General features: G+C 46.3%; 19 protein-coding genes, 1 tRNA gene and 1 pseudogene. 13 read left to right on the plus strand and 8 right to left on the minus strand.

The window, feature by feature from the left end; all coding sequences use genetic code 11:
• The first annotated feature begins 337 nt into the window (after nt 1–337).
• From Q0R35_RS03380 to Q0R35_RS03390, 3 genes are all read left to right on the plus strand, one after another.
• The gene (locus tag Q0R35_RS03380; protein ID WP_295614473.1) at nt 338–613 is read left to right on the plus strand and encodes a hypothetical protein; all 276 of its coding nucleotides are present in this window, start codon (nt 338–340) and stop codon (nt 611–613) included.
• Entirely contained in the window at nt 610–984 is a 375-nt protein-coding gene (locus Q0R35_RS03385) for a clan AA aspartic protease (RefSeq protein WP_295614475.1), read from the plus strand. Before Q0R35_RS03380 ends, Q0R35_RS03385 begins: the two co-directional genes overlap by 4 nt.
• A 104-nt stretch (nt 985–1,088) precedes the next feature.
• Nucleotides 1,089–2,339 (plus strand): aspartate aminotransferase family protein, encoded by a 1,251-nt coding sequence (locus Q0R35_RS03390; RefSeq protein ID WP_366944815.1) that lies wholly within the window; start codon nt 1,089–1,091, stop codon nt 2,337–2,339.
• A 52-nt stretch (nt 2,340–2,391) separates the two neighbouring features.
• Here Q0R35_RS03390 and Q0R35_RS03395 read toward each other — a convergent pair whose 3' ends face one another.
• The 4 genes from Q0R35_RS03395 to Q0R35_RS03410 all read right to left on the minus strand — a co-directional run bounded on the left by Q0R35_RS03395 (nt 2,392) and on the right by Q0R35_RS03410 (nt 4,335).
• Nucleotides 2,392–2,739: a type II toxin-antitoxin system VapC family toxin gene (locus Q0R35_RS03395; protein ID WP_295614477.1), complete on the minus strand. Its 348-nt coding sequence runs from the start codon at nt 2,737–2,739 to the stop codon at nt 2,392–2,394.
• Nucleotides 2,740–2,816: 77 nt separating this feature from the next.
• A complete protein-coding gene (locus Q0R35_RS03400) occupies nt 2,817–3,023 on the minus strand; it encodes a hypothetical protein (protein WP_295614479.1) in 207 nt (68 codons plus the stop codon).
• A 526-nt stretch (nt 3,024–3,549) separates the two neighbouring features.
• Complete coding sequence (locus Q0R35_RS03405) at nt 3,550–4,137, minus strand: ParA family protein (RefSeq protein ID WP_295614480.1); 588 nt, start codon at nt 4,135–4,137, stop codon at nt 3,550–3,552.
• Between the two features lie 111 nt (nt 4,138–4,248).
• A tRNA-Ser gene (locus Q0R35_RS03410) sits at nt 4,249–4,335 on the minus strand.
• Between the two features lie 238 nt (nt 4,336–4,573).
• Here Q0R35_RS03410 and Q0R35_RS03415 point away from each other — a divergent pair.
• From Q0R35_RS03415 to Q0R35_RS03440, 6 genes and pseudogenes are all read left to right on the plus strand, one after another.
• Nucleotides 4,574–5,479: an ABC transporter permease gene (locus Q0R35_RS03415; protein WP_295614482.1), complete on the plus strand. Its 906-nt coding sequence runs from the start codon at nt 4,574–4,576 to the stop codon at nt 5,477–5,479.
• Nucleotides 5,480–5,767: 288 nt separating this feature from the next.
• Nucleotides 5,768–6,664, plus strand: coding sequence for an ROK family protein (locus Q0R35_RS03420; RefSeq protein ID WP_295614484.1), 897 nt, complete (start codon nt 5,768–5,770; stop codon nt 6,662–6,664).
• 268 nt (nt 6,665–6,932) lie between these two features.
• The gene (locus Q0R35_RS03425; RefSeq protein WP_295614486.1) at nt 6,933–7,634 is read left to right on the plus strand and encodes a uracil-DNA glycosylase; all 702 of its coding nucleotides are present in this window, start codon (nt 6,933–6,935) and stop codon (nt 7,632–7,634) included.
• Nucleotides 7,635–7,713: 79 nt separating this feature from the next.
• Nucleotides 7,714–7,968 carry a hypothetical protein gene (locus tag Q0R35_RS03430; protein WP_295614488.1) on the plus strand — a complete coding sequence of 85 codons (255 nt, stop codon included), beginning with the start codon at nt 7,714–7,716 and terminating at the stop codon, nt 7,966–7,968.
• Between the two features lie 217 nt (nt 7,969–8,185).
• Nucleotides 8,186–9,400 (plus strand): MltA domain-containing protein, encoded by a 1,215-nt coding sequence (locus Q0R35_RS03435; protein WP_295614490.1) that lies wholly within the window; start codon nt 8,186–8,188, stop codon nt 9,398–9,400.
• Nucleotides 9,401–9,498: 98 nt separating this feature from the next.
• Nucleotides 9,499–9,633: pseudogene (locus Q0R35_RS03440) on the plus strand (YjbQ family protein); the annotation flags it as partial.
• A 15-nt stretch (nt 9,634–9,648) separates the two neighbouring features.
• On the opposite strand, the gene rodA reads toward Q0R35_RS03440, so the two are convergent.
• Nucleotides 9,649–10,902: a rod shape-determining protein RodA gene (gene rodA / locus Q0R35_RS03445; RefSeq protein WP_295614492.1), complete on the minus strand. Its 1,254-nt coding sequence runs from the start codon at nt 10,900–10,902 to the stop codon at nt 9,649–9,651.
• Between the two features lie 99 nt (nt 10,903–11,001).
• On the minus strand, nt 11,002–12,051 hold the full coding sequence (locus Q0R35_RS03450; RefSeq protein WP_295614494.1) for an Mrp/NBP35 family ATP-binding protein: 1,050 nt from the start codon (nt 12,049–12,051) through the stop codon (nt 11,002–11,004).
• A 216-nt stretch (nt 12,052–12,267) separates the two neighbouring features.
• Between Q0R35_RS03450 and Q0R35_RS03455 the strand changes: the two genes are divergently transcribed.
• The 3 genes from Q0R35_RS03455 to Q0R35_RS03465 all read left to right on the plus strand — a co-directional run bounded on the left by Q0R35_RS03455 (nt 12,268) and on the right by Q0R35_RS03465 (nt 13,927).
• Nucleotides 12,268–12,693 carry a hypothetical protein gene (locus Q0R35_RS03455; RefSeq protein WP_295614496.1) on the plus strand — a complete coding sequence of 142 codons (426 nt, stop codon included), beginning with the start codon at nt 12,268–12,270 and terminating at the stop codon, nt 12,691–12,693.
• A 112-nt stretch (nt 12,694–12,805) separates the two neighbouring features.
• Complete coding sequence (locus Q0R35_RS03460) at nt 12,806–13,240, plus strand: hypothetical protein (protein ID WP_295614498.1); 435 nt, start codon at nt 12,806–12,808, stop codon at nt 13,238–13,240.
• A gap of 33 nt (nt 13,241–13,273) precedes the next feature.
• The gene (locus Q0R35_RS03465) at nt 13,274–13,927 is read left to right on the plus strand and encodes a Uma2 family endonuclease (protein WP_295614500.1); all 654 of its coding nucleotides are present in this window, start codon (nt 13,274–13,276) and stop codon (nt 13,925–13,927) included.
• A gap of 156 nt (nt 13,928–14,083) precedes the next feature.
• On the opposite strand, the gene htpG is transcribed toward Q0R35_RS03465, so the two are convergent.
• The gene (gene htpG, locus Q0R35_RS03470) at nt 14,084–16,075 is read right to left on the minus strand and encodes a molecular chaperone HtpG (RefSeq protein WP_295614502.1); all 1,992 of its coding nucleotides are present in this window, start codon (nt 16,073–16,075) and stop codon (nt 14,084–14,086) included.
• A 158-nt stretch (nt 16,076–16,233) separates the two neighbouring features.
• On the opposite strand from htpG, the gene Q0R35_RS03475 reads away from it, so the two are divergent.
• A complete protein-coding gene (locus Q0R35_RS03475) occupies nt 16,234–17,091 on the plus strand; it encodes a pentapeptide repeat-containing protein (RefSeq protein WP_295614505.1) in 858 nt (285 codons plus the stop codon).
• 261 nt (nt 17,092–17,352) lie between these two features.
• Here Q0R35_RS03475 and Q0R35_RS03480 read toward each other — a convergent pair.
• Nucleotides 17,353–19,257 (minus strand): hybrid sensor histidine kinase/response regulator (locus tag Q0R35_RS03480; protein WP_295614507.1); only part of this gene is annotated, 1,905 nt, incomplete at its 5' end.

Here is a 19,257-nt window from a genome sequence, read left to right on the forward strand (position 1 = left end):
TACTGGGCTTCCTGTAGCATAAATTTTATTTTTTATACAGACATACTCAGTCTATGAAAGTGAGAACAAGCTGGTACCCGTGTTTCAAGTAATTTTGAGCGAATAAATACTTATGTTGTCCTGCTTGCTTCCTACCAGCAACGATCGAGACGATCGCTAATATAATAAATAATACTCAGCCAATTCTCGTAATCGTCCGATCGGAAACATAACTGACGATCTCACGATCGCAAATGAGGCTCGAATCAACTTGTAAATTGCAACCGCCCTAAAAAATCGGATTCTTTGCTGACATAATAGAAGTAGAGATTGAGACTGTAGGGTAGTAAATAATATTATGGTTCCTCCAAATATCAGCGATCGCGAAATTGCTAGACGGGGACGGGATTTGTACGATCGGCAGATCCGCGCGCGGGTAGAAACGGTAGAGAATATTGGTAAAATTATCTCGATCGATCTCGATACGGGTAACTGTGAAATTGGGGAAGACATTCTCGATTTGAGTACCCGCCTGCAACTAAAATCGCCTAATGCGCTAATTTGGGCAGAACGAATCGGGTTTAATGCTGTCTATGCTGTTGGTGGTGCCTTGACTAAGGTAAATGTATCGTGATAAATGGGATTGTATTTGGGCGACAACCACAAATTAAACTGGTGTTGCGGACGGTTGACTATCCAGATCTCGAAATTGGCTGTGTTATCGATACGGGCTTTGAAGGTGCGTTGACATTACCCGCGATCGTGGTAGAAAAGTTACAATTGCCCCATGTAGCGCGAATTAATGTCAATCTTGCTAGCGACGAGAATTTTATTACCTCAGTCCATCGCGCGACGATTATTTGGGATGAGGCGGAATTAGATGTCCCAGTACTGGCAATGGGTCGCCGTCCGACGGTGGGAACCCTGCTACTCGCCACGTATAATCTCAATATCGACTTTTATGATGGTGGAATTGTTAGTATCGATCGAGACGCGCAATTCTAGCCATAATTTAGATTACCCACCTATACCCGAAAATGTTCAGAGCGTTCTGTTTGTCCAAACAAGTTAATGTTATACATATTTAAAGATCTTTTAGGAGTACTATTATGGGTTTAGAGACAGCAGTTGCGCCGACGATTCATCCAGAATTGTTGTCAGCTTTCAGTCAAGACGAATTTAATAGTCAGGTAATGACTACTTACGGACGGTTTAATCTTGCCTTAATTAAAGGCGAAGGTTGTACCGTTTGGGACACAGATGGTAAAGCTTATTTAGACTTCGTGGCGGGGATTGCCACATGTACGCTCGGACACGCACACCCCACCGTTATTGAAGCTGTAACGACGCAAATTCAGACGCTGACGCATGTTTCTAATCTTTATTACGTCCCCGTACAAGGTGAATTAGCCAAATGGTTGACCGACCATTCTTGTGCCGATCGCGTATTCTTCTGTAATTCTGGCGCAGAAGCAAATGAGGGTGCGATCAAATTGGCGCGGAAATACGCCCATACGGTGCTGAACATTTCCGAACCAGTAATTTTGACTGCCCACGCCAGTTTCCACGGACGCACGCTAGCGACGGTTACAGCTACCGGACAGCCCAAGTACCACAAGAATTTTGCGCCCTTAATTCCGGGCTTCCATTATGTACCTTATAACGATTTTGCCGCGATCGAATCGGCAATTGCCGAGTTAGACGGACGGGTAGCCGCAATTATGCTCGAACCTTTACAGGGTGAGGGTGGAGTCAATCCCGGACAGGTCGAGTATTTCCAGCAGGTGCGGAAACTGTGCGACGAACGGGGCATTTTACTCATCCTCGACGAGGTACAAGTCGGGATGGGACGTTCGGGTAAATATTGGGGTTACGAGCAATTAGGCATCGAACCAGATATTTTCACTAGTGCCAAAGGTTTGGGCGGTGGGATTCCGATTGGAGCTACGCTATGCAAGGCTCATTGCAATGTTTTCCAACCCGGCGATCATGCTAGTACTTATGGTGGTAATCCGTTTGTCTGTGCGGTAGCTTTAGCTGTTTGTCAAACATTGGAACGGGAAAATATTCTCGCAAATGTTCAAGCGCGGGGCGAACAGTTACGGGCTAGCTTACAACAATTAGCTAGTAAATATCCGGTTATTTCAGAAGTTCGGGGCTGGGGTTTAATTAATGGTTTAGAATTGCAAGCAGAGAGTAATGTGACTGCAATTGATGTGGTCAAAACAGCGATGCAAGCAGGTTTATTATTAGTCCCAGCAGGGCCGAAAGTCATCCGGTTCGTACCACCATTAATTGTCTCCGCAGCAGAGATCGATCGGGCAGTAAGTATTATCGATCGGGTTTTAGGCGCAATGTAATAAATTGGGAGTAGAGGCAATTTATAAATTACCTCTACTCGATCGCCCTAATCTACTGAGTCCAATCCTCGATTGTCAAACCTGGGACTTTGATAAAGTCTCGATGATTGCGAGTCAATAGTATTAACCCTCTCGAACTAGCAATTGCGGCAATTCTTAAATCCATCGTTGCCACTTTTATCCGCTGAGATTGAAAACTTTCAAATAAAGTTGAAGCCGTATTATCAAAAGGAGCGACAGGAATAGTTTTAATATTTGCGACCAGCTTATTCATAAACTCATATCCTCTCACTAGATCTTGAGCATTACGAGTCCGAGCAATATAAGTATGACTCCCCAAAAATTGTTCGTGAACCGTGATGATTGAAATCCCAAAATCAGCAATGGGAATTTGAGCCATCCGTGCCGATAAATACTCATAGCCTCGACCTGTAGATTTTTATAAAATGCTGAGATGGTCGGTATCCAACAAATATTTCATGATTGAGTTGATGAATCATCTTTGGGTCGATCTGCATGGCGAAACTCCCGACCATACGCTAGCACTTCATCGAAAATTGGATCGTCTTTAAAAGATCCAGTAATCTGCTCGATCCAATTTGGTTCTGGATTCGCTTTCTGCTGTTTTAATTCAGCAATCGCAGCTTCTACCGCTTCTAAACGCTGTTCGAGGGATGTACTCATACGAAAACTTATTCTAATTTTGGTTCTGATTCTAGCTTATCTTAAATTGTTTGGGTGAAGCACGATTTTAGAATATCCCCCACACGATCTCGAAAAGTCTAGCTGTCTACTGTCAACAGTTTAGCCTGGTGGACATGAGGGGACGGGTGTGACGAGCCTTAAACCGGGCGATCGGGTGTTAGGCGCAATGTAGAATATTAAGAGTAGGGGCAATTCATGAATTGTCCCTACTCTTAATAAGGTCGTTGTGATGCACTTGAATCAAATGAAAAAGATCGAGACCATTATTTCCAATTTATTGGCAATTTCGGTTATTATGAACCGATTTTCTCTGCCAAGAATGCTTGGCATAATTATATTTACCGTTGGAATTTGGCAACGGATCGGTTGGCTCAAAATCGTGGGTGTTATTTTATCTCTGCCAATTATTTGGGTGTATTTCGTCCTGATGTTTGTTTTCTTTCCATCTATAATATTCGATCGTATTCGCCAGTACATGAAACAATGACGCAACGACTAAAAAACATTATCCTAATACTTCTTTGCCAACAGCTTGGTATTTCGACCAGCCAAATTGAGCGCGAGGATCGCTACAATCTTTAATAATTATGCCTCGACTGGACGATCGCTCGAAGGCGACAAGCAGCGGAATATCGGTTGCAAATAGTGGCACTTTCGCTTCTTCTAAAATTGCTCTGGCGGCTCTTCCGGTTTTGGTACGAGAATCTACTTGGGTGAGCAAAACTTTATATTTGGCACCCCAGCCTTCGAGTAATTCGGTGGTTTTAATAGTGGTGTCGATATCGAGATGATTGGGAGTAGTCGGAACGATTAACAAATCGCTGCTAGCGACTAAATCTCTTAGCTCGTCTTGTTCGGGACGGGCTTGGGTATCAGTAATAATGTGAGTATACTTGCCGATAATTGCAGTTGCAGCCGCTTGGGAAGCCACAGTAAATGGTAATTTATCTTCGCGCGACCAAACTAACGCAGAACGATTACGATCGGCATCGATGAGTAATGTCGGGGCTTTTTCTTGCAGATACGCGGCTAGATGGATTGATGTGGTTGTCTTGCCGACACCACCTTTGAGTGCAGTAATGGTAATAATCATCGGCTAGGTGAGGAATAATCCTAATTGCTAGCCCTACTGTAAAATGTCGCGGTCACCATTTACCGACCCCTTAATATAAATTAGGGGTCGATCGTGTGTGCTTTAAAGCTACGGAGAGGAGAGGATTCGAACCTCCGTTAGGTGTAACCCTAAAACTGATTTCGAGTCAGCCACCATCAACCACTCGGACACCTCTCCATGACGGTCGATATGTATTGTACACTATTTTCGCGCTAGCTTGCTATTTAGGCTTTGGGGCAGATGGGAGTTCGGAGATGGGAGTTCGGAGATGGGAGATTTTGGATTTTGGATTGGCAATATCTACAGTTATCCAGTCTCCCCGCACCTACCAGACTCAAAAACGACCCCGATCGCATTTGGGCGGACTGAATGCCTTATAGTAGTTGAACCATTCCCGATCGGTATAAGTGCGCTCATGGCTGTCAGTAAAATTTCCAATGGCTTGCGAGATCTACTACTCGACAAACGGCGCGATCGACTTTCTTCGCAATTGCTAGGATTGGGACTGATATTGACGGTAATTTTTGTGGCGATCGCAATTTTTGCGCCATTATTACAGGCGATCGGGTTATTACAAGATCCGCAAGATTTATTAGGTGCGGCGAATCCACCTTATAACCCCATCAATCAGGCTCCATCTTGGGAACATTGGTTTGGGACTAGTCGCGAAGGATATGATGTCTTTTCGCGGACGCTGTTTGGCACCCAGGCGGCTCTACAAGTGGTGATTTTGGCAACTTTGATTAGTTTGACGATCGGCGTGCCGTTAGGCATGATTAGCGGCTATTTAGGGGGCAATCTCGATCGCGTGCTGTTGTTTGTAATGGATACGATTTACACGTTGCCGGGATTGTTATTGTCGGTGACGTTAGCGTTTATCGTTGGTAAAGGGATTTTCAATGCCGCGATCGCGCTGAGTATTTCTTATATTCCGCAGTATTTTCGGGTGGTGCGAAATCAGACAGCCAGTTTGAAGATGCAAATGTTCGTCGAAGCGGCGCAGGCGTTGGGTGCATCTACTTCCCACGTATTGAAAAAATATCTATTTGCGAATGTGGTGCAAAGCGTTCCTGTTTTATTTACGCTCAATGCTGCCGATGCCATTTTAGTCTTGGGTGGGTTGGGTTTCCTCGGTTTGGGTTTACCTGATGAAATCGCCGAATGGGGGCACGATCTCAAGCAAGCTTTACCCGCGCTTTCGACGGGGATTTGGTGGACGACTTTATTTCCAGGTTTGGCACTAACGCTGATGGTAACTGGTTTGTCTCTATTAGGCGAAGGTTTGAGCGAGTTAATCAACCCCAGGGAAAGAGGGAGATAGTAAGGTGGATTGATTGTCGCCACGGAAAAACTATCTGAAGCCTCGAAATTTATGGTAGGGGCAATGTCTTGTCTTGCTAAACCGTCGGGGAACAGAGGCGTGCGCAAGCCGCTGTCTTGTCGGTGCTTGGTTGATTTTCACGGTCGGGAAACCCGACCGAAAATCAATCCGCTTTTTTATTCTGGGGGAACCCCAGAATAAAACCGCCGCTTCATGAATTGCCCCTACCATAAATTTCGAGGACGGTTGACAAGGAAGTACTATGATAGTTAGCCACATACTTAACTCATGACAGAAGTAATCGGGATCGATCTTGGCGGTACGGCAATTAAACTCGGCAGATTTACCCAGGATGGAATTTGTATTCAGTCGCTGTCGGTGCCGACACCACAGCCAGCCTATCCCGGTGCAACGATCGAGACGATGGTTTATGCGATCGAGAAATTAGCACCACAGATGACCGATCTTAGCGCGATCGGGGTGGCTACGCCAGGGCCAGCAGATGCAGCGGGACGGGTGGCGAAGATTGCGATTAATTTGAAAGGATGGATCGATATTCCGGTAGCAACGCTGATTCAGTCGCGAACTGGGGTTCCCACCATCATTGGCAATGATGGTAACTGTGCGGGATTGGGAGAGCATTGGCTGGGTGCGGGCAAAAATTATCGCAATTGGGTGTTACTAACTTTGGGTACTGGTGTCGGTGGCGCGGTATTTCTGAATGGGGAATTATTTACGGGACATGCGGGGAGTGCGGGGGAACTGGGTTCGATCTCGATGGATCCGAACGGACATGCGTGTAATAGTGGGAATAATGGTTCGCTAGAGCAGTTTTTATCTAGGCAAGCAATTTACCGCGCGACGGGTAAAGAGCCGCAAGAGTTGGGCGAGTTAGCAGCCGCAGGCGATCGAGATGCGTTAGAATTTTGGGATAATTACGGTCGCAATTTAGGGATCGGTTTGGCGAGTATTATCTATATCCTGACTCCTGAAGTGGCGATTATTGGCGGAGGCATCAGTGCTAGTGCTAAGTACTTTTTACCCGCAGCCAACCGCGAAATCGAGCGGCGCGTGGTGTCAACTTCTCGCCCCGGATTTAAGCTAATCGAGGCAACGTTGGGCAATCGAGCCGGAATTACTGGTGCGGCTAAGTTGGCATGGGATCTGTTAGCACGGAAAAAATAGAACCTGGGATTTAGCAATTTTCACGATGAAAATTGAGATTGGCGATCGTGGTTTTTAAAAATAAAACTGCTGCAACCCGTATTCTGTCGTCAACAACATGACAGAAATTCTCCAGGGGAGCAACTGAGCCGACATTGATGTCGTCTAAAGAATGAAAGAAACTTTGGTTGGGTATGCTCTAGTTTCGCTTCTCTCAACCCAACCTACAAATCTGAAATTTCAACTTTCAACTTTCAACTTTCAACTTTCAACTTTCCACTGACTTACCATGTCTCCAGAATCTCAATTAAACCTGTTCGGTCAAATCGATGTCGATCCGCCTGTAGAATCGTTACCAGCTAATCAGTTCGAGCTGATTCCGACGAGTGCTAATATTCCGATCGCACCTGGTACTTATGATAATATAGGTCAACTTGCCAGTCATTGTCAGGTTTGCCATCGGTGTGAATTGGGCGATACGCGGATTAATGCCGTTGTCGGGAGAGGTAACGAACGCGCGCCGATCTTGATTGTTGGGGAAGGGCCAGGGCAAAATGAAGACGAACAAGGTTTACCATTTGTCGGTCGATCGGGTCAATTGCTCGAAAAGATTTTAGCAGCGGTTAAACTAACGATCGAGCGAGATGTGTATATCTGTAATGTCGTCCGCTGTCGTCCCCCCGAAAACCGCGTCCCCACTCCGGCTGAAGTGGCGGCATGTAAGCCGTATTTACTCGAACAAATTCGGCTGGTAGATCCGAAAATTATTTTGCTCACAGGTGCTACGGCGGTAAAAGCCATTACTGGCAAAAAAGACGGCATTACCAAAATTCGCGGTACGTGGATTGAATGGGAAGGCAGATGGTGTATGCCGATTTTTCACCCTGCCTATTTATTACGCAACCCCGCTCCCGATGTGGGTAAGCCTAAGTGGTTGATGTGGCAAGATATTCAAGCCATTCGCGCCAAATTAGCTGAGATTGAAGCTTGATTGAGCCTAGCAGATCGCAATTTTCGATCGATAATTGGGCATATTCAGAGTAATTAAGTCTCATCACAGGCGATCGAATATGGCTAAAGTAGCGACCGAATATGCAGTACATCTGCTACTATCAGGCGGTCATCGGGAAGAAATTCGTTTTCCTAACGCTCAAGATTTTCAGAAATGGTATAGTAATGAGCTGATGCCCAAGTCTGGTTCTAGAGACTTTATCAATCTACCCATGAAAAACGCTCAGGGTGAATACCTATTGGTACGTCCAGAGTGTGTAGAAGCGATTCGAGTCGAACCTGTATTTGCATCGAGTATCGATCGGGATTATTAGGATTAGGCTTTAGGCTTTAGGCTTTAGGTTTTAGGTTTTAGGATCGAGGGTTCGAGTATTGTTGGAAAGTTTCCACTATCGCCGCCTATTTGCCTAAAGACTACAAAAAATGTCGCTAAATTCTACAAATATCCGATCGTTACCCATAACATAGATAAAATCGTAGTATCGACAGGTAGTGGAAACACGATCTTCCTAACTTGCGTCAACGATTGGCATGTCCGAGCATCACCTTACTAATTACTTCATGATTAAAACACTGGCTTTACTCTCATTGAATCTAGGTATTGCGCTAGGATTCAACCAGCAAGCACCCCTCCGGTTAACTGCTGAACCCGCCGCCAATATCCAAGCCGATCGGGGTAGTTCCATTTATAATGATGAGGCTTCGCTGGGGTTTGACGAACAACTGTGGGGTAAATCGGGTGATAAACTGGCAATGGTCAAATCGATCGATAATAGCCTGCGTTATTTAGATACACCCGCAGCCATTAAAGCCTACCAGAATTACGCCGTTCAAGGCATCAGTCGCGATCGCGTGCGGCGTTCCCTCGTCAGATTCCGGCAGTTAGTAAATACCAGCACTTCGGCTGGCGAACTGCAAGCGGCGGTAAAAAAAGAATTTGCCTTCTATCAGTCGATCGGCAACGATAATAAAGGTACCGTCAAATTTACTGGCTACTACGAACCAATTTATCAAGCCAGTCGCCAGCAAACAGCCGAATTTAAATACCCACTCTACAAATTACCTGCCAACTTTAGTAGTTGGAAAGATCCTCAACCCGAACGTCTCATGCTAGAGGGTGCAGATGGCTTGCAGGGCAGCAAAAGTTCGCTAGCTGGGAATGAGATATTTTGGATGCGCGATCGGTTTGAAGCGATCCTCGTGCAGATTCAGGGTTCTGCCGAACTCGAACTCACCGATAGCACCAAAACTACAGTCGGTTTTGCTGGCGGTACGAATTTTGCTTATAGCAGCATCGGGAAAGAGTTAGCCAAGGATGGTAAAGTTACCCCCAGTCAGCTCACCCTCCCCGGCATCATTCGCTATTTCCAAGAAAATCCTCAAGAATTAGACGTTTATATCCCCCGCTATAAACGATTTGTCTTTATGAAGGAAACCTTTAAAGGTGAAGCGATGGGTAGTATTAATGTGCCAGTCACACCCGATCGATCGATCGCGACTGACAAATCGATGATGCCACCTGGGGCTTTAGCTTTGGTATATACCGAACTACCATATGCTACTACGAGCGGTCGATCGATCCAACAAAAATTGGTAAGTCGTTATGTCTTAGATCAGGATACTGGTAGTGCGATTACTGGCCCCGGACGTGTAGACTACTTCATGGGTACGGGTAAAGTTGCTGGCGATCGGGCAGGGGTGACAGGCGGCCCCGGACAGCTTTATTATTTATTATTGAAGAGCTAATCTTACATCTGGAGATCGAGGCATAGCTTAGTGTTTTAGTGAAAAGGTGCGTTCTTGGGTAAAGAACGCACCTTTTAAGATATTCGTATAGTCGATCGTTGGCAAATTTTCTTGCTAAACTAGTTCCTGAAGATGGTAAATATATCAACTCTGCCGAAGGTGCCGACGATATGCCAGCACAAATCTGTACCGCACTCACCCATACATCCGCACAAATTCCGATTATGCGGGGGCTGGGCAATTTGCGTCTAGAGGTTAAATTTCCGGCGATAATTAGCGACAGATTCTACTAAACCGATCGCCACAAAATTACTAATTAGTGCCGATCCGCCATAGCTGATCCAGGGTAGGGGAATCCCCGTTACGGGTGCAATCCCGATCGTCATGCTGATATTAACAATTACCTGAAAGCCAATCATTGCGAGTACGCCAATCGCCAAGAGCGAGCCAAAATTATTGGGAGCTTGACAAGCAACTCTAAGTACTCGCCAGCACAGGAAGAAGAAAGTCGCTAGCAGACACAACGAACCGACAAAACCCAGTTCTTCGCCGATCGATGAAAAGATGAAATCGGTATGCTGTTCGGGGATAAAGTTGAGCTGCGTCTGCGTACCTTGATTGAGTCCCTGTCCCCATAATTCTCCCGCACCGATCGCAATTCGGGATTGAATTAAGTGATAACCAGCACCGAGGGGATATTTATCGGGATTGAGAAAAACGATCAGACGGTCTTTTTGATAGTCTTTGAGCACATGCCAAAATACCTGTCCGAGTAAGCCAAACCCAATATTTACCCCGATCGCCACTAGCGAAGTCACCCACCGCCACGGCAACGTCAGCCAGCCAATTACCCCCATTAAAACCGCCCAAACAATCCACAGGGGTATACTCAAGCTGTATAAAATTGCGGCTGCCAGCGGCGATACTAGCAGCACCAGCCAGCCGGGATTGGCATTTGCCCAATACAACATTCCTAGCGCGATCGCGCCAAATACCAAAGAAGTTCCTAAATCTGGCTGAATAAATACCAACAACCACGGTGGAACGGTAATTGCCAGCGCGCGTAAAAATGTCGGCAGGGTATTAGCCGGACGGCGATGTAAAATTGCTGCCAACGTAATAATCAGCCCCACTTTCGCAAATTCTGACGGCTGGACGGTTAAACCGCCAAGATTCAGCCATCGCTGCGCTCCTTTGGCACTATTGCCCAGAAAATCTACCGCCACCAGCAAACCACTAGTCACACCATAGGTAACCCAGTGCCAGCGCAATAAATAATTGAAAGAGATGCGGGCAATTCCTAATGCGATCGCGACTCCAATTCCACCCACCATCCAGTGCTGTAACCAATGGATGACTGGTTGATTTAATTCGGTACTGTGAATCATCAAACCACCCAAGAAGGTTAAGCCGATAACCGTAAATAGCAGCAGCCAGTCCATCTGTTGCCAATGCAGAAACAGATCTCGCCAGGGCGATCGATTTGATGAGGATTTGTACATGGGAATGGGGGTGTGGGGGAGAGTAAGGAGTAAGAAGTAAGAAGTAAGAAGTAAGAAGTAAGAAGTAAAGCCTAAAACCTAAAACCTAAAACCCAAAACCTAACTTAACGCTGCGATCGAGACTTTTCCGGCGATCGATTTGGCGATCGAGACTAGGGCTTTAGCCGCTGCGGATTCTGGCTCGGCGATGACGATCGGAATACCGCGATCTCCGCCTGTGCGGACGGGGATCTCTAGCGGAATGCGACCGAGTAAAGGTACGCCAACTTCGGCGGCAAATTTTTCGCCACCATCAGAACCGAAAATATCATACTGTCGATCGGGCATGTCTGGCGGGATAAAATAGCTCATATTTTCAACTACTCCCAATACTGTCGTAAATTTCTCAAACATTCGCAAGCCTTTGCGTGCATCGGCTAGGGCAACATTTTGCGGTGTGGTGACAATTACCGCGCCAGCCATTGGGACAGCTTGAGCGAGCGTAAGTTGCGCGTCGCCAGTACCAGGCGGCAGATCGACAATTAGATAATCTAGTTCGCCCCAGTTAACTTGATACAGAAATTGACGGATAATACCATTTAACATCGGCCCGCGCCAGATTACAGGCTGGTCGCGATCGATTAAAAATGCCATCGATACAACTTTGACCCCATGATTGAAAGCAGGTTCGAGGCTACCATCAGCGGTTGGAACCAATCGAATATCGCTCAAACCGAACATCAACGGTGCATTCGGCCCGTAGATATCGGCATCTAACAGCCCAACTTTCGCACCCAAATGTGCCAACGCGACGGCGACATTTGCCGCTACGGTACTTTTACCCACGCCGCCTTTCCCACTTGAGATCGCGATGATATTTTTAATCCGATCGATGCCTACCCGGTCGGGCAAGCCCTTTTGTTGGGGAATTTCGGCAGTTACTTCAACTTCGACATCAGTTACGCCTGGGAGCGTTTTAACTGCCTGTTTGCACTCATCGACAATAAACTCGCGCAACGGACAAGCTGGTGTCGTCAAAACGACGGTAAATTTTACCAATCCGCCAGTCACCTGGATATTGCGGATCATATTCAACTCTACCAAGCTCTTCTGGAGTTCGGGGTCTTGGACGGGTTTGAGTACTTCTAGAACGGTACTGGCATCTAACATCAGTATTTATATATTTTCGATTATGAATTTAGTCTATAACCTAAACCGCATCATCAGGATCTTAACTGGCAATAGTCCTATGGGGAATCGAGATGTCTGTGGGGCGGTAATTCGTTCCCTGCTTTGCCTCTCAGAATGAGAATCGCCGCAAGTATAATGGAGTCATTACTGTCGAGCTAGATCATCGCAGAGACTCACTCGATTTCTCATAGCACTATGACTTTCACTCTATTTGGTCGCTGGCAAATTCGAGTTTTGTTATTAGCTACAGTTGGGCTATTATCAACGATCCTGATGGCAGTCAAATCTAGTCCGGCGATCGCCGGACAAACTTTGCTAACGTTAATCTATCTAGGCTTATTCGGACTAGTCTGGGATTTTGGCTATCATCAATTGCAACGGTTTCGCTGGGATGGCGACTGGAATGGCTTGTTACAGTTTGGTGCGGCTGTATGGGAAGGGCTATTTTTAGTAACGATTGTTAAAGTTATCGGCTTACCAGGAATCGACATAGCTAATTTTAATATCCCTGGGTTCATCGGCTTTTATACTAGTTTTACCCTGCTCAGTGCGATCGTCACTCACTCACTCCTCCGCATTCTGTCACCATATTCGCGCTTCAATGGGGGACAATGGTTTTAAATTAGGCTTTAGGTCTTAGGCTTTAGGCTTTAGGTCTTAGGCTTTAGGTTTTAGGTTTTAGCAATTACACGCTTACTCCTTACTCCTTACTCCTTACTCTCCCCTCCCTCCCATGCTGATTCGTACTTTTGTCAGATTTACCATTGCGATCGTTTTGTCGATGTCTACGTGGCTGGTTGCCCCCGCAGCTTTCGCAGTTACGCCCATCCCGTTGTCAAATGTTGGTTACAAGGATTGTTCGGCAGAAATGTCTAAAGGTGCGGTGAGTAGCGGTGGCGTGACTCAAGATGCGCTGTGTTTTTTGATTACTGGCAAAGCCGAAAATAAATCGGGTAAGACAGTCTACGATGCTGATGTCTTCGGACGGATTTATGATGCAGACAATAACAATGTCTTGCCAAATCGGGGACGTGTCGGTTTAATCGAGCAGGTACCGCCAGGAATTAATGATTTTGAGATGCGAGTTACGGTGCCATCGAGTGCGACTCTACCGCTGCAATTAAAGAAGTTCAAAGCTTCTGGATTTACTACAAAAATTAGACAGTAATCTTTCGCAACGAATAGTCGTGGAGCCTAAATTATGACTACAACCTCGCCCAAAACTATCCCCTTACTAGAAAATGGCGACAGGCTGAGTCGCCATGAATTTGAACGGCGTTATGGTGCTATGCCTTATCAAAAAACAGGGAGTAACAAGGCAGAATTAATTGAAGGAATCGTATATATGGCATCACCTTTGAGAGTTAGAAGCCATGCACAACCCCATGTAAATATCATTGGCTGGCTGTGGACTTATCAAATTTCTAATCCTGATACGATTGTTGCCGACAATCCGACAGTTCGTTTAAATCCTAAGAACGAACCTCAGCCTGATGCAGTTATGTTTATTCCAGGTAGAGGGGCGAGTATTACTGAGGATGACTACATCGCAGGTGCGCCGGAATTAGTTGTTGAGATTGCTGCTAGTACTGTGTCTATCGATCTGCACGATAAGAAAGCTGCATATTGTAGAAATGGGGTGCAGGAGTATATTGTCTGGCGGACTTTAGATCGAGAAATCGATTGGTTTAGCTTGCAAGATGGTGAATATATCCGGCTGGAACCCGACAAAAACGGCATAATTAAAAGTCAAGTTTTCCCTGGCTTATGGTTGGCTGTTGAATCGATGTTGTCAGGAACGATGGCGGATGTTTTGGCAAAATTACAGGCGGGATTGAATTCGATCGATTGTTAACGATTGACTAGTAGTAGAACGCAAATGGATCGATCGTTACAGGAGAAATATCCCCGACTGTCTTGTCGGTTTTTTTATTCGGAGGGAACCTCCGAATAAAACCGCCGCTTCTGGGAGAAGTCAGGGATCTAGTATGTCTGATAAAATCGATCGAAGTTAGCGTTCGGTTAATTTAGTTAATACCTGATTAGAACGCTCGACAAAGGCATTCATGCCATCGGCATTTATCCCTTTTTGAGCCATTAAAGCCAGATCGTAGATGTGGTGACAAACCAGGTTTACTAATTCTTGATTGGGGGAAGTACCTTGCGACTGCACGATCGATCCTTGGTTCAGACTTGTTAAATTTTGAATCAGTGGATGAGCGGTATTAACGATTAACACATGCTCGTCTGGAAATTCAGCAACTTGTTGTTGCATCATCGCCATCATTTCGCGCATTCGGCGGGTAGATTCAGGTAACAATACCATTGCTGGCGGTGTAGATTGGGTATTATCGCCTTTAAGAGATTCGGTGCGAATCGTGACTTTCGGCTTGTTTAGTGCGGCGGTGAAGATTTCTTGAATCTGTTCGCTGCGAGTTTTATTGGTATTAGGATCGATGATTTCGGGAGTGTCATCAGATTGGATTAGACTGCTATCTAATTCGGCATCAACGCGCGAAAATTTCACGTCGGAATGTTCGCGTTCGAGGAAACTTACAAAGTGCGTATCGATGTAGGAATCGAGGAATAACACTTCTAAACCCTGACTTTTGTGGAGTTGGATATATGGAGCTTGAGCCGCTGCATCGGTGGCGTAGAAGACGCGATTTTCATACTTAGGCTCGTCTTCACCTTCAGTGGCTGGTGGTGCTGACTGCGCGTGACGCTCTTTATTACGATCGAGATATTCTTTGAGCGTCGTATAAGGTAAGCTTGATGTTGCCGCTTTCCAGGCATCCTCATCCCCGGCATTCGTGCCCTCAGCGGTGGCTGGCGGGCTGATAAAGGTGGTGCGATAGATTAAGATATCCTCAATCTGCTTTTTGAACTTATCGTCGTTAATATAGCCAAATTTGACGAAGGTACTCAGATCTTCCCAGCTTTTGTTATATGCTTGGCGATCGTCGTGATAGAGTTCTTTAAGCCTGTCGCCGACCTTTTTGGAGATATAATCGGAGATGCGGCGGACGGTGCGATCGTTAGTCAGCGCACTGCGCGACACGTTTAACGGAATATCGGTACTGTCGATAACGCCTCGCAATGGTAACAGGAATTTGGGCACCACTTCATCGCAGCGATCGCTCACAAATACCTGATTGCAAAATAGTTTGGCTTGTCCCTTATTGGGGTCTAAATCTGGGCGTAATTTCGGGAAGTATAAAATCCCAGTTAAGGCAAAGGGATAATCGGTATTGAGATGCACCCAAAGCAGGGGATCTTCTTCAAACGGATATAAATATTTATAAAATTCGAGATAATCTTCCTTGGTTAAATTTTGGGGCGATTCTTTCCAGGGAGCTTTTTGTTTATTAATAACTTCGCCATCGAGCGAAATCGCTACAGGCATAAAGTCACAATAGGTTTTGACTAATTGCTTAATTCTGACTGACTCTAAATATTCGGCTTCTTCATCTTGCAACGTCAGCGTAATCTTCGTACCGTAATCTGTGCGACTCGATTCACTAATCTCAAAACTGGGCGAACCATCGCAAGACCAGTGTACGGCAGTCGAACCATCGCGACAAGAGAGCGTATCGATTTCGACCAGGCTAGATACCATGAAGGAAGAGTAAAAACCCAACCCAAAATGACCGATAATTTGTTGGTCGCCACTTTTTTGATATTTCTCGATAAACTCTTCCGCACTCGAAAAAGCCACCTGATTTATATATTTCTTGACTTCATCTAAACTCATCCCAATCCCATTGTCGGAGATCGAGAGTGTTTTCTTATCTTTGTCGATCGAGATATTAATGGCTGGTTCGCCGATTTCGCCGCTAAATTCGCCAGCAAAGGACACCATTTTGAGCTTACCAATGGCATCCACGGCATTGGAAATCAGCTCGCGCAGGAAGATTTCATGGTCGGTATACAGAGACTTCTTAATAATCGGGAAGATATTCTCGGTATGGATGGTAATGTTACCTTGTTCTAGCACTGTCATAAGGCTATGCGATGTTCGGATGTTTAGTTACCAGCATTGTAGGTCGAATGGTGAGGAGGAGCCTTTCGGGATTTCCGTACCTAAGTACCTGCAAGAGAATATTAATTTAATCTATGAGTGTAGCCACCTTTATTAACAAAGAATGCTAACTTAGATAGATGAATGACGATCTACAGTGTTGGTACAGAGCACTCGAACTAGAGCCTGGGGCTTCGCTGGAAGAAGTCAATCAGGCTCATAAAGATTTGGCTTTAGTTTGGCATCCAGACAGATTGCCCCAAGATAGCCCGCGTTTGCAAGAAAAAGCCCACGCTAAAATCAAAGAAATTAATAATGCCCGCGATCGATTGCGCGAATATCAAGCCAGTCAAGTCAGTCAAGCCGATCGATCTAACGGTAACAGTCATAGTAGCAGCACCGCTCGTCGGAGTACCACCCGATCGACAAACGTTTCCGCAAAAGAACCAGTATATGGTAACTCGCAACGCCAACAGCCGCGCCGAACTTCGGCACGTTATCCAGAAGATCGCATTCGCAATCGTTACCAGCCAGCACAACGGCAACAAACCATTAAAGTTACCGAAACCACCAGCGAAGAGCCGGAAACCGATAAATTCACCGCTAAAACACCACCGAGAACGCCACCACAACGTCCCGATTTGAGTGGGAGCGACTGGAGTGGTAAAAATCTGAGCGAACGAGATTTTTCGGGTAGAAACTTAACCAATGCCAATCTCAGCGACACCGAACTTCAGGATTCGTTCCTGCATGGCACTAATTTAAATGGAGCCAACCTCGAACGAGCGAATCTATTTAGGGCAAATTTATTTCAGGCAAATCTGAGTAATGCTAACCTGCGAGGGGCTAACTTAATTGGTGCCGATCTTAGTGGTGCCGATCTCAGCGGTGCCGATCTGACTGGGGCGCGAATTCGGGTGGGTGCGAAGATGATGGTGAGATTGATGGGAGCTACGCTCACCGGGGCGATTATGCCTGATGGAAAGATTTATCGGTGAATAGTGAATAGTGGATAGTGGATATCTCTGGTTAGAAACGAAGTTGGTGTGAATCCCCCTAAATCCCCCTTTTCAAGGGGGACTTTGAATTCTAGGTTCGATCTTAGCCCCCTTTTTAAGGGGGTTTGGGGGATTTCCACCAATTTCGCTTCCAACTAAAGATGTGTATACAGGATAGGGATAGGGGAGAGGAATAATACAAAAAAGCCGGGGCAATTTATTTGCCCCTGCTGGAAAAAATGAATGTTGTTTGGGTAAATCTTAGACAATCTCTAATACTTCACCGCCAATCATGCGTTTAGCGGCATCGAGGAGAGCTTCTTCGAGATAAGGTTTGATAAAGTAGCCGCTGGCACCGAGTTGAGAGGCAATCTGACGGTGACGATCGCTACCGCGCGAGGTGAGCATCGCGACTGGTACCTTGCTTAGAGCCGGATCTTTTTGGATTCGCGATAAGAATTCCAGCCCATCCATGCGGGGCATTTCAATATCGCAGAAGACGATATCGCAGGGTAGACCAGCTCTGAGCTTATCCCAGGCTTCCTGACCGTCGCGGGCTTGTTCTACCCGGTAGCCAGCCCGTTTAAAGGTCAATGAGAGCAATTCTCGAACGGTGATCGAGTCATCGACAATCAGTACCATCGATTCGCGGACTTCGACAGTCGGCGCACTCATTTGTGCCGTCCATTGAGTCGAAACATGACGAGCGAGCGTGCCGTTAGCGAGGGCAATTAGTTCCATGACATCGGCGATCGGCACGATCCGACCATCCCCCATTACCGTCGCTCCAGCAATGCCTAGCGGCTTAGATGCTGGCCCTTGGAGGGGTTTAATGACGATTTCTTGGTCGCCCGTGATTTTATCTACCTGGACGGCGGTAAAATTGCCATCGCTGCGGAGGATCAAGATCGACACCAGATCGCTCTCATCTTCGGTGGTGGTGTAGAAATTATTCCGAGCGAGGGGACGATTGAAGCCGAGTAATTCAGACAGTGGTTTGAAGGGCATCAATTCATCGCGCCAGAAGATGCACTGTTGACCCTCACTATTGGTTTGAATCTGCTCTGGGCTGACATCTTGAGTATCTTCGATCCCGTCCATTGGGAAGGCGATATTACACTTATTATTGACAGCGATCAGGGCTTTGGCGATACTGAGTGCCAATGGTAGTCTGACAGTAAATGTCGTACCAGTGCCGAGTTGCGATTCAGTGGCGATCGTACCCCGAATTTCGGCAATCCCAGTTTTGACTACATCCATCCCTACGCCGCGTCCCGCCAATTCATCAGCTTGGTCTTTGGTCGAGAATCCAGGCAGGAATAGGAGTTCGTAGGCTTCGCTTTTGGGCATAGCGATCGATTGCTGGGTGGTAATTAGCCCTTTTTCGATCGCTTTCTTTTTCACGTACTCGGTATTAATGCCTGCGCCATCATCGGAAACAGAGATAATGGTTTGGTTCCCTTGATGGAGCGCGCGGATGATAATTTTACCGTCGCTCGGTTTACCGTTAGCTTGGCGGGTTGCTGGCGATTCGATGCCGTGGGCGATCGCATTATTAACCATATGAATCAATGGATCGGAGAGGCTTTCTAAGATCACCTTATCAATCAGGGTATCGCGACCTTCGATCGACAGTTCGACTTGCTTGCCATATTTAAGACCATTATCTCTTACGCCACGCTGTAACCGATCGGCGGTCTGAGCAAATGGTACCATCCGCGATTTGGTTAAATCTTCTTGGAGTTGTCCGGTAATCTGCCGGAGCGTGCGGGTGACTTCGGTACTACCATCGACCACAAACTCAATATCTGCCGTCGATTCACGGACTCGTACCGTCAACTCGATCATTTTTTGCGATAGCAAGTGAATTGGTGTGAACCGATCCATTTCCAGCGGATCGTATTCGATCGATGTATCGCTAGCAGCTAAATTTTCGCTGTTGATTAAGGGACTTGAGGTAGTAGCGGGTTTGTGTTGCTGACGACTGGCGACGAGGGAATTTTCCATCAACGATCGCTCGTAGAGATCTTGCATCCGTTTGCCCACTTCATTGAGCTTCTGGACTTCGGAGAGCAGTTTTTCAACAAACTGGCGCATCCGATTTTGATCTTGCTCTAGGGTATTCCGGTTGACGACTAGTTCCCCAACTAAGTTGTTGAGATTGTT

The organism is Chamaesiphon sp. GL140_3_metabinner_50, assembly GCF_025361915.1.
Taxonomy (GTDB): domain Bacteria; phylum Cyanobacteriota; class Cyanobacteriia; order Cyanobacteriales; family Chamaesiphonaceae; genus Chamaesiphon.

Bases quoted from the DNA above. Each gene is read 5' to 3' on its own strand.
- Q0R35_RS03380 (WP_295614473.1), top strand. From the start codon at position 338: ATGGTTCCTCCAAATATCAGCGATCGCGAAATTGCTAGACGGGGACGG.
- Q0R35_RS03390 (WP_366944815.1), top strand. From the start codon at position 1,089: ATGGGTTTAGAGACAGCAGTTGCGCCGACGATTCATCCAGAATTGTTG.
- Q0R35_RS03395 (WP_295614477.1), bottom strand. From the start codon at position 2,739: ATGGCTCAAATTCCCATTGCTGATTTTGGGATTTCAATCATCACGGTT.
- Q0R35_RS03400 (WP_295614479.1), bottom strand. From the start codon at position 3,023: ATGAGTACATCCCTCGAACAGCGTTTAGAAGCGGTAGAAGCTGCGATT.
- Q0R35_RS03405 (WP_295614480.1), bottom strand. From the start codon at position 4,137: ATGATTATTACCATTACTGCACTCAAAGGTGGTGTCGGCAAGACAACC.
- Q0R35_RS03415 (WP_295614482.1), top strand. From the start codon at position 4,574: ATGGCTGTCAGTAAAATTTCCAATGGCTTGCGAGATCTACTACTCGAC.
- Q0R35_RS03420 (WP_295614484.1), top strand. From the start codon at position 5,768: ATGACAGAAGTAATCGGGATCGATCTTGGCGGTACGGCAATTAAACTC.
- Q0R35_RS03425 (WP_295614486.1), top strand. From the start codon at position 6,933: ATGTCTCCAGAATCTCAATTAAACCTGTTCGGTCAAATCGATGTCGAT.
- Q0R35_RS03430 (WP_295614488.1), top strand. From the start codon at position 7,714: ATGGCTAAAGTAGCGACCGAATATGCAGTACATCTGCTACTATCAGGC.
- Q0R35_RS03435 (WP_295614490.1), top strand. From the start codon at position 8,186: ATGTCCGAGCATCACCTTACTAATTACTTCATGATTAAAACACTGGCT.
- rodA (WP_295614492.1), bottom strand. From the start codon at position 10,902: ATGTACAAATCCTCATCAAATCGATCGCCCTGGCGAGATCTGTTTCTG.
- Q0R35_RS03450 (WP_295614494.1), bottom strand. From the start codon at position 12,051: ATGTTAGATGCCAGTACCGTTCTAGAAGTACTCAAACCCGTCCAAGAC.
- Q0R35_RS03455 (WP_295614496.1), top strand. From the start codon at position 12,268: ATGACTTTCACTCTATTTGGTCGCTGGCAAATTCGAGTTTTGTTATTA.
- Q0R35_RS03460 (WP_295614498.1), top strand. From the start codon at position 12,806: ATGCTGATTCGTACTTTTGTCAGATTTACCATTGCGATCGTTTTGTCG.
- Q0R35_RS03465 (WP_295614500.1), top strand. From the start codon at position 13,274: ATGACTACAACCTCGCCCAAAACTATCCCCTTACTAGAAAATGGCGAC.
- htpG (WP_295614502.1), bottom strand. From the start codon at position 16,075: ATGACAGTGCTAGAACAAGGTAACATTACCATCCATACCGAGAATATC.
- Q0R35_RS03475 (WP_295614505.1), top strand. From the start codon at position 16,234: ATGAATGACGATCTACAGTGTTGGTACAGAGCACTCGAACTAGAGCCT.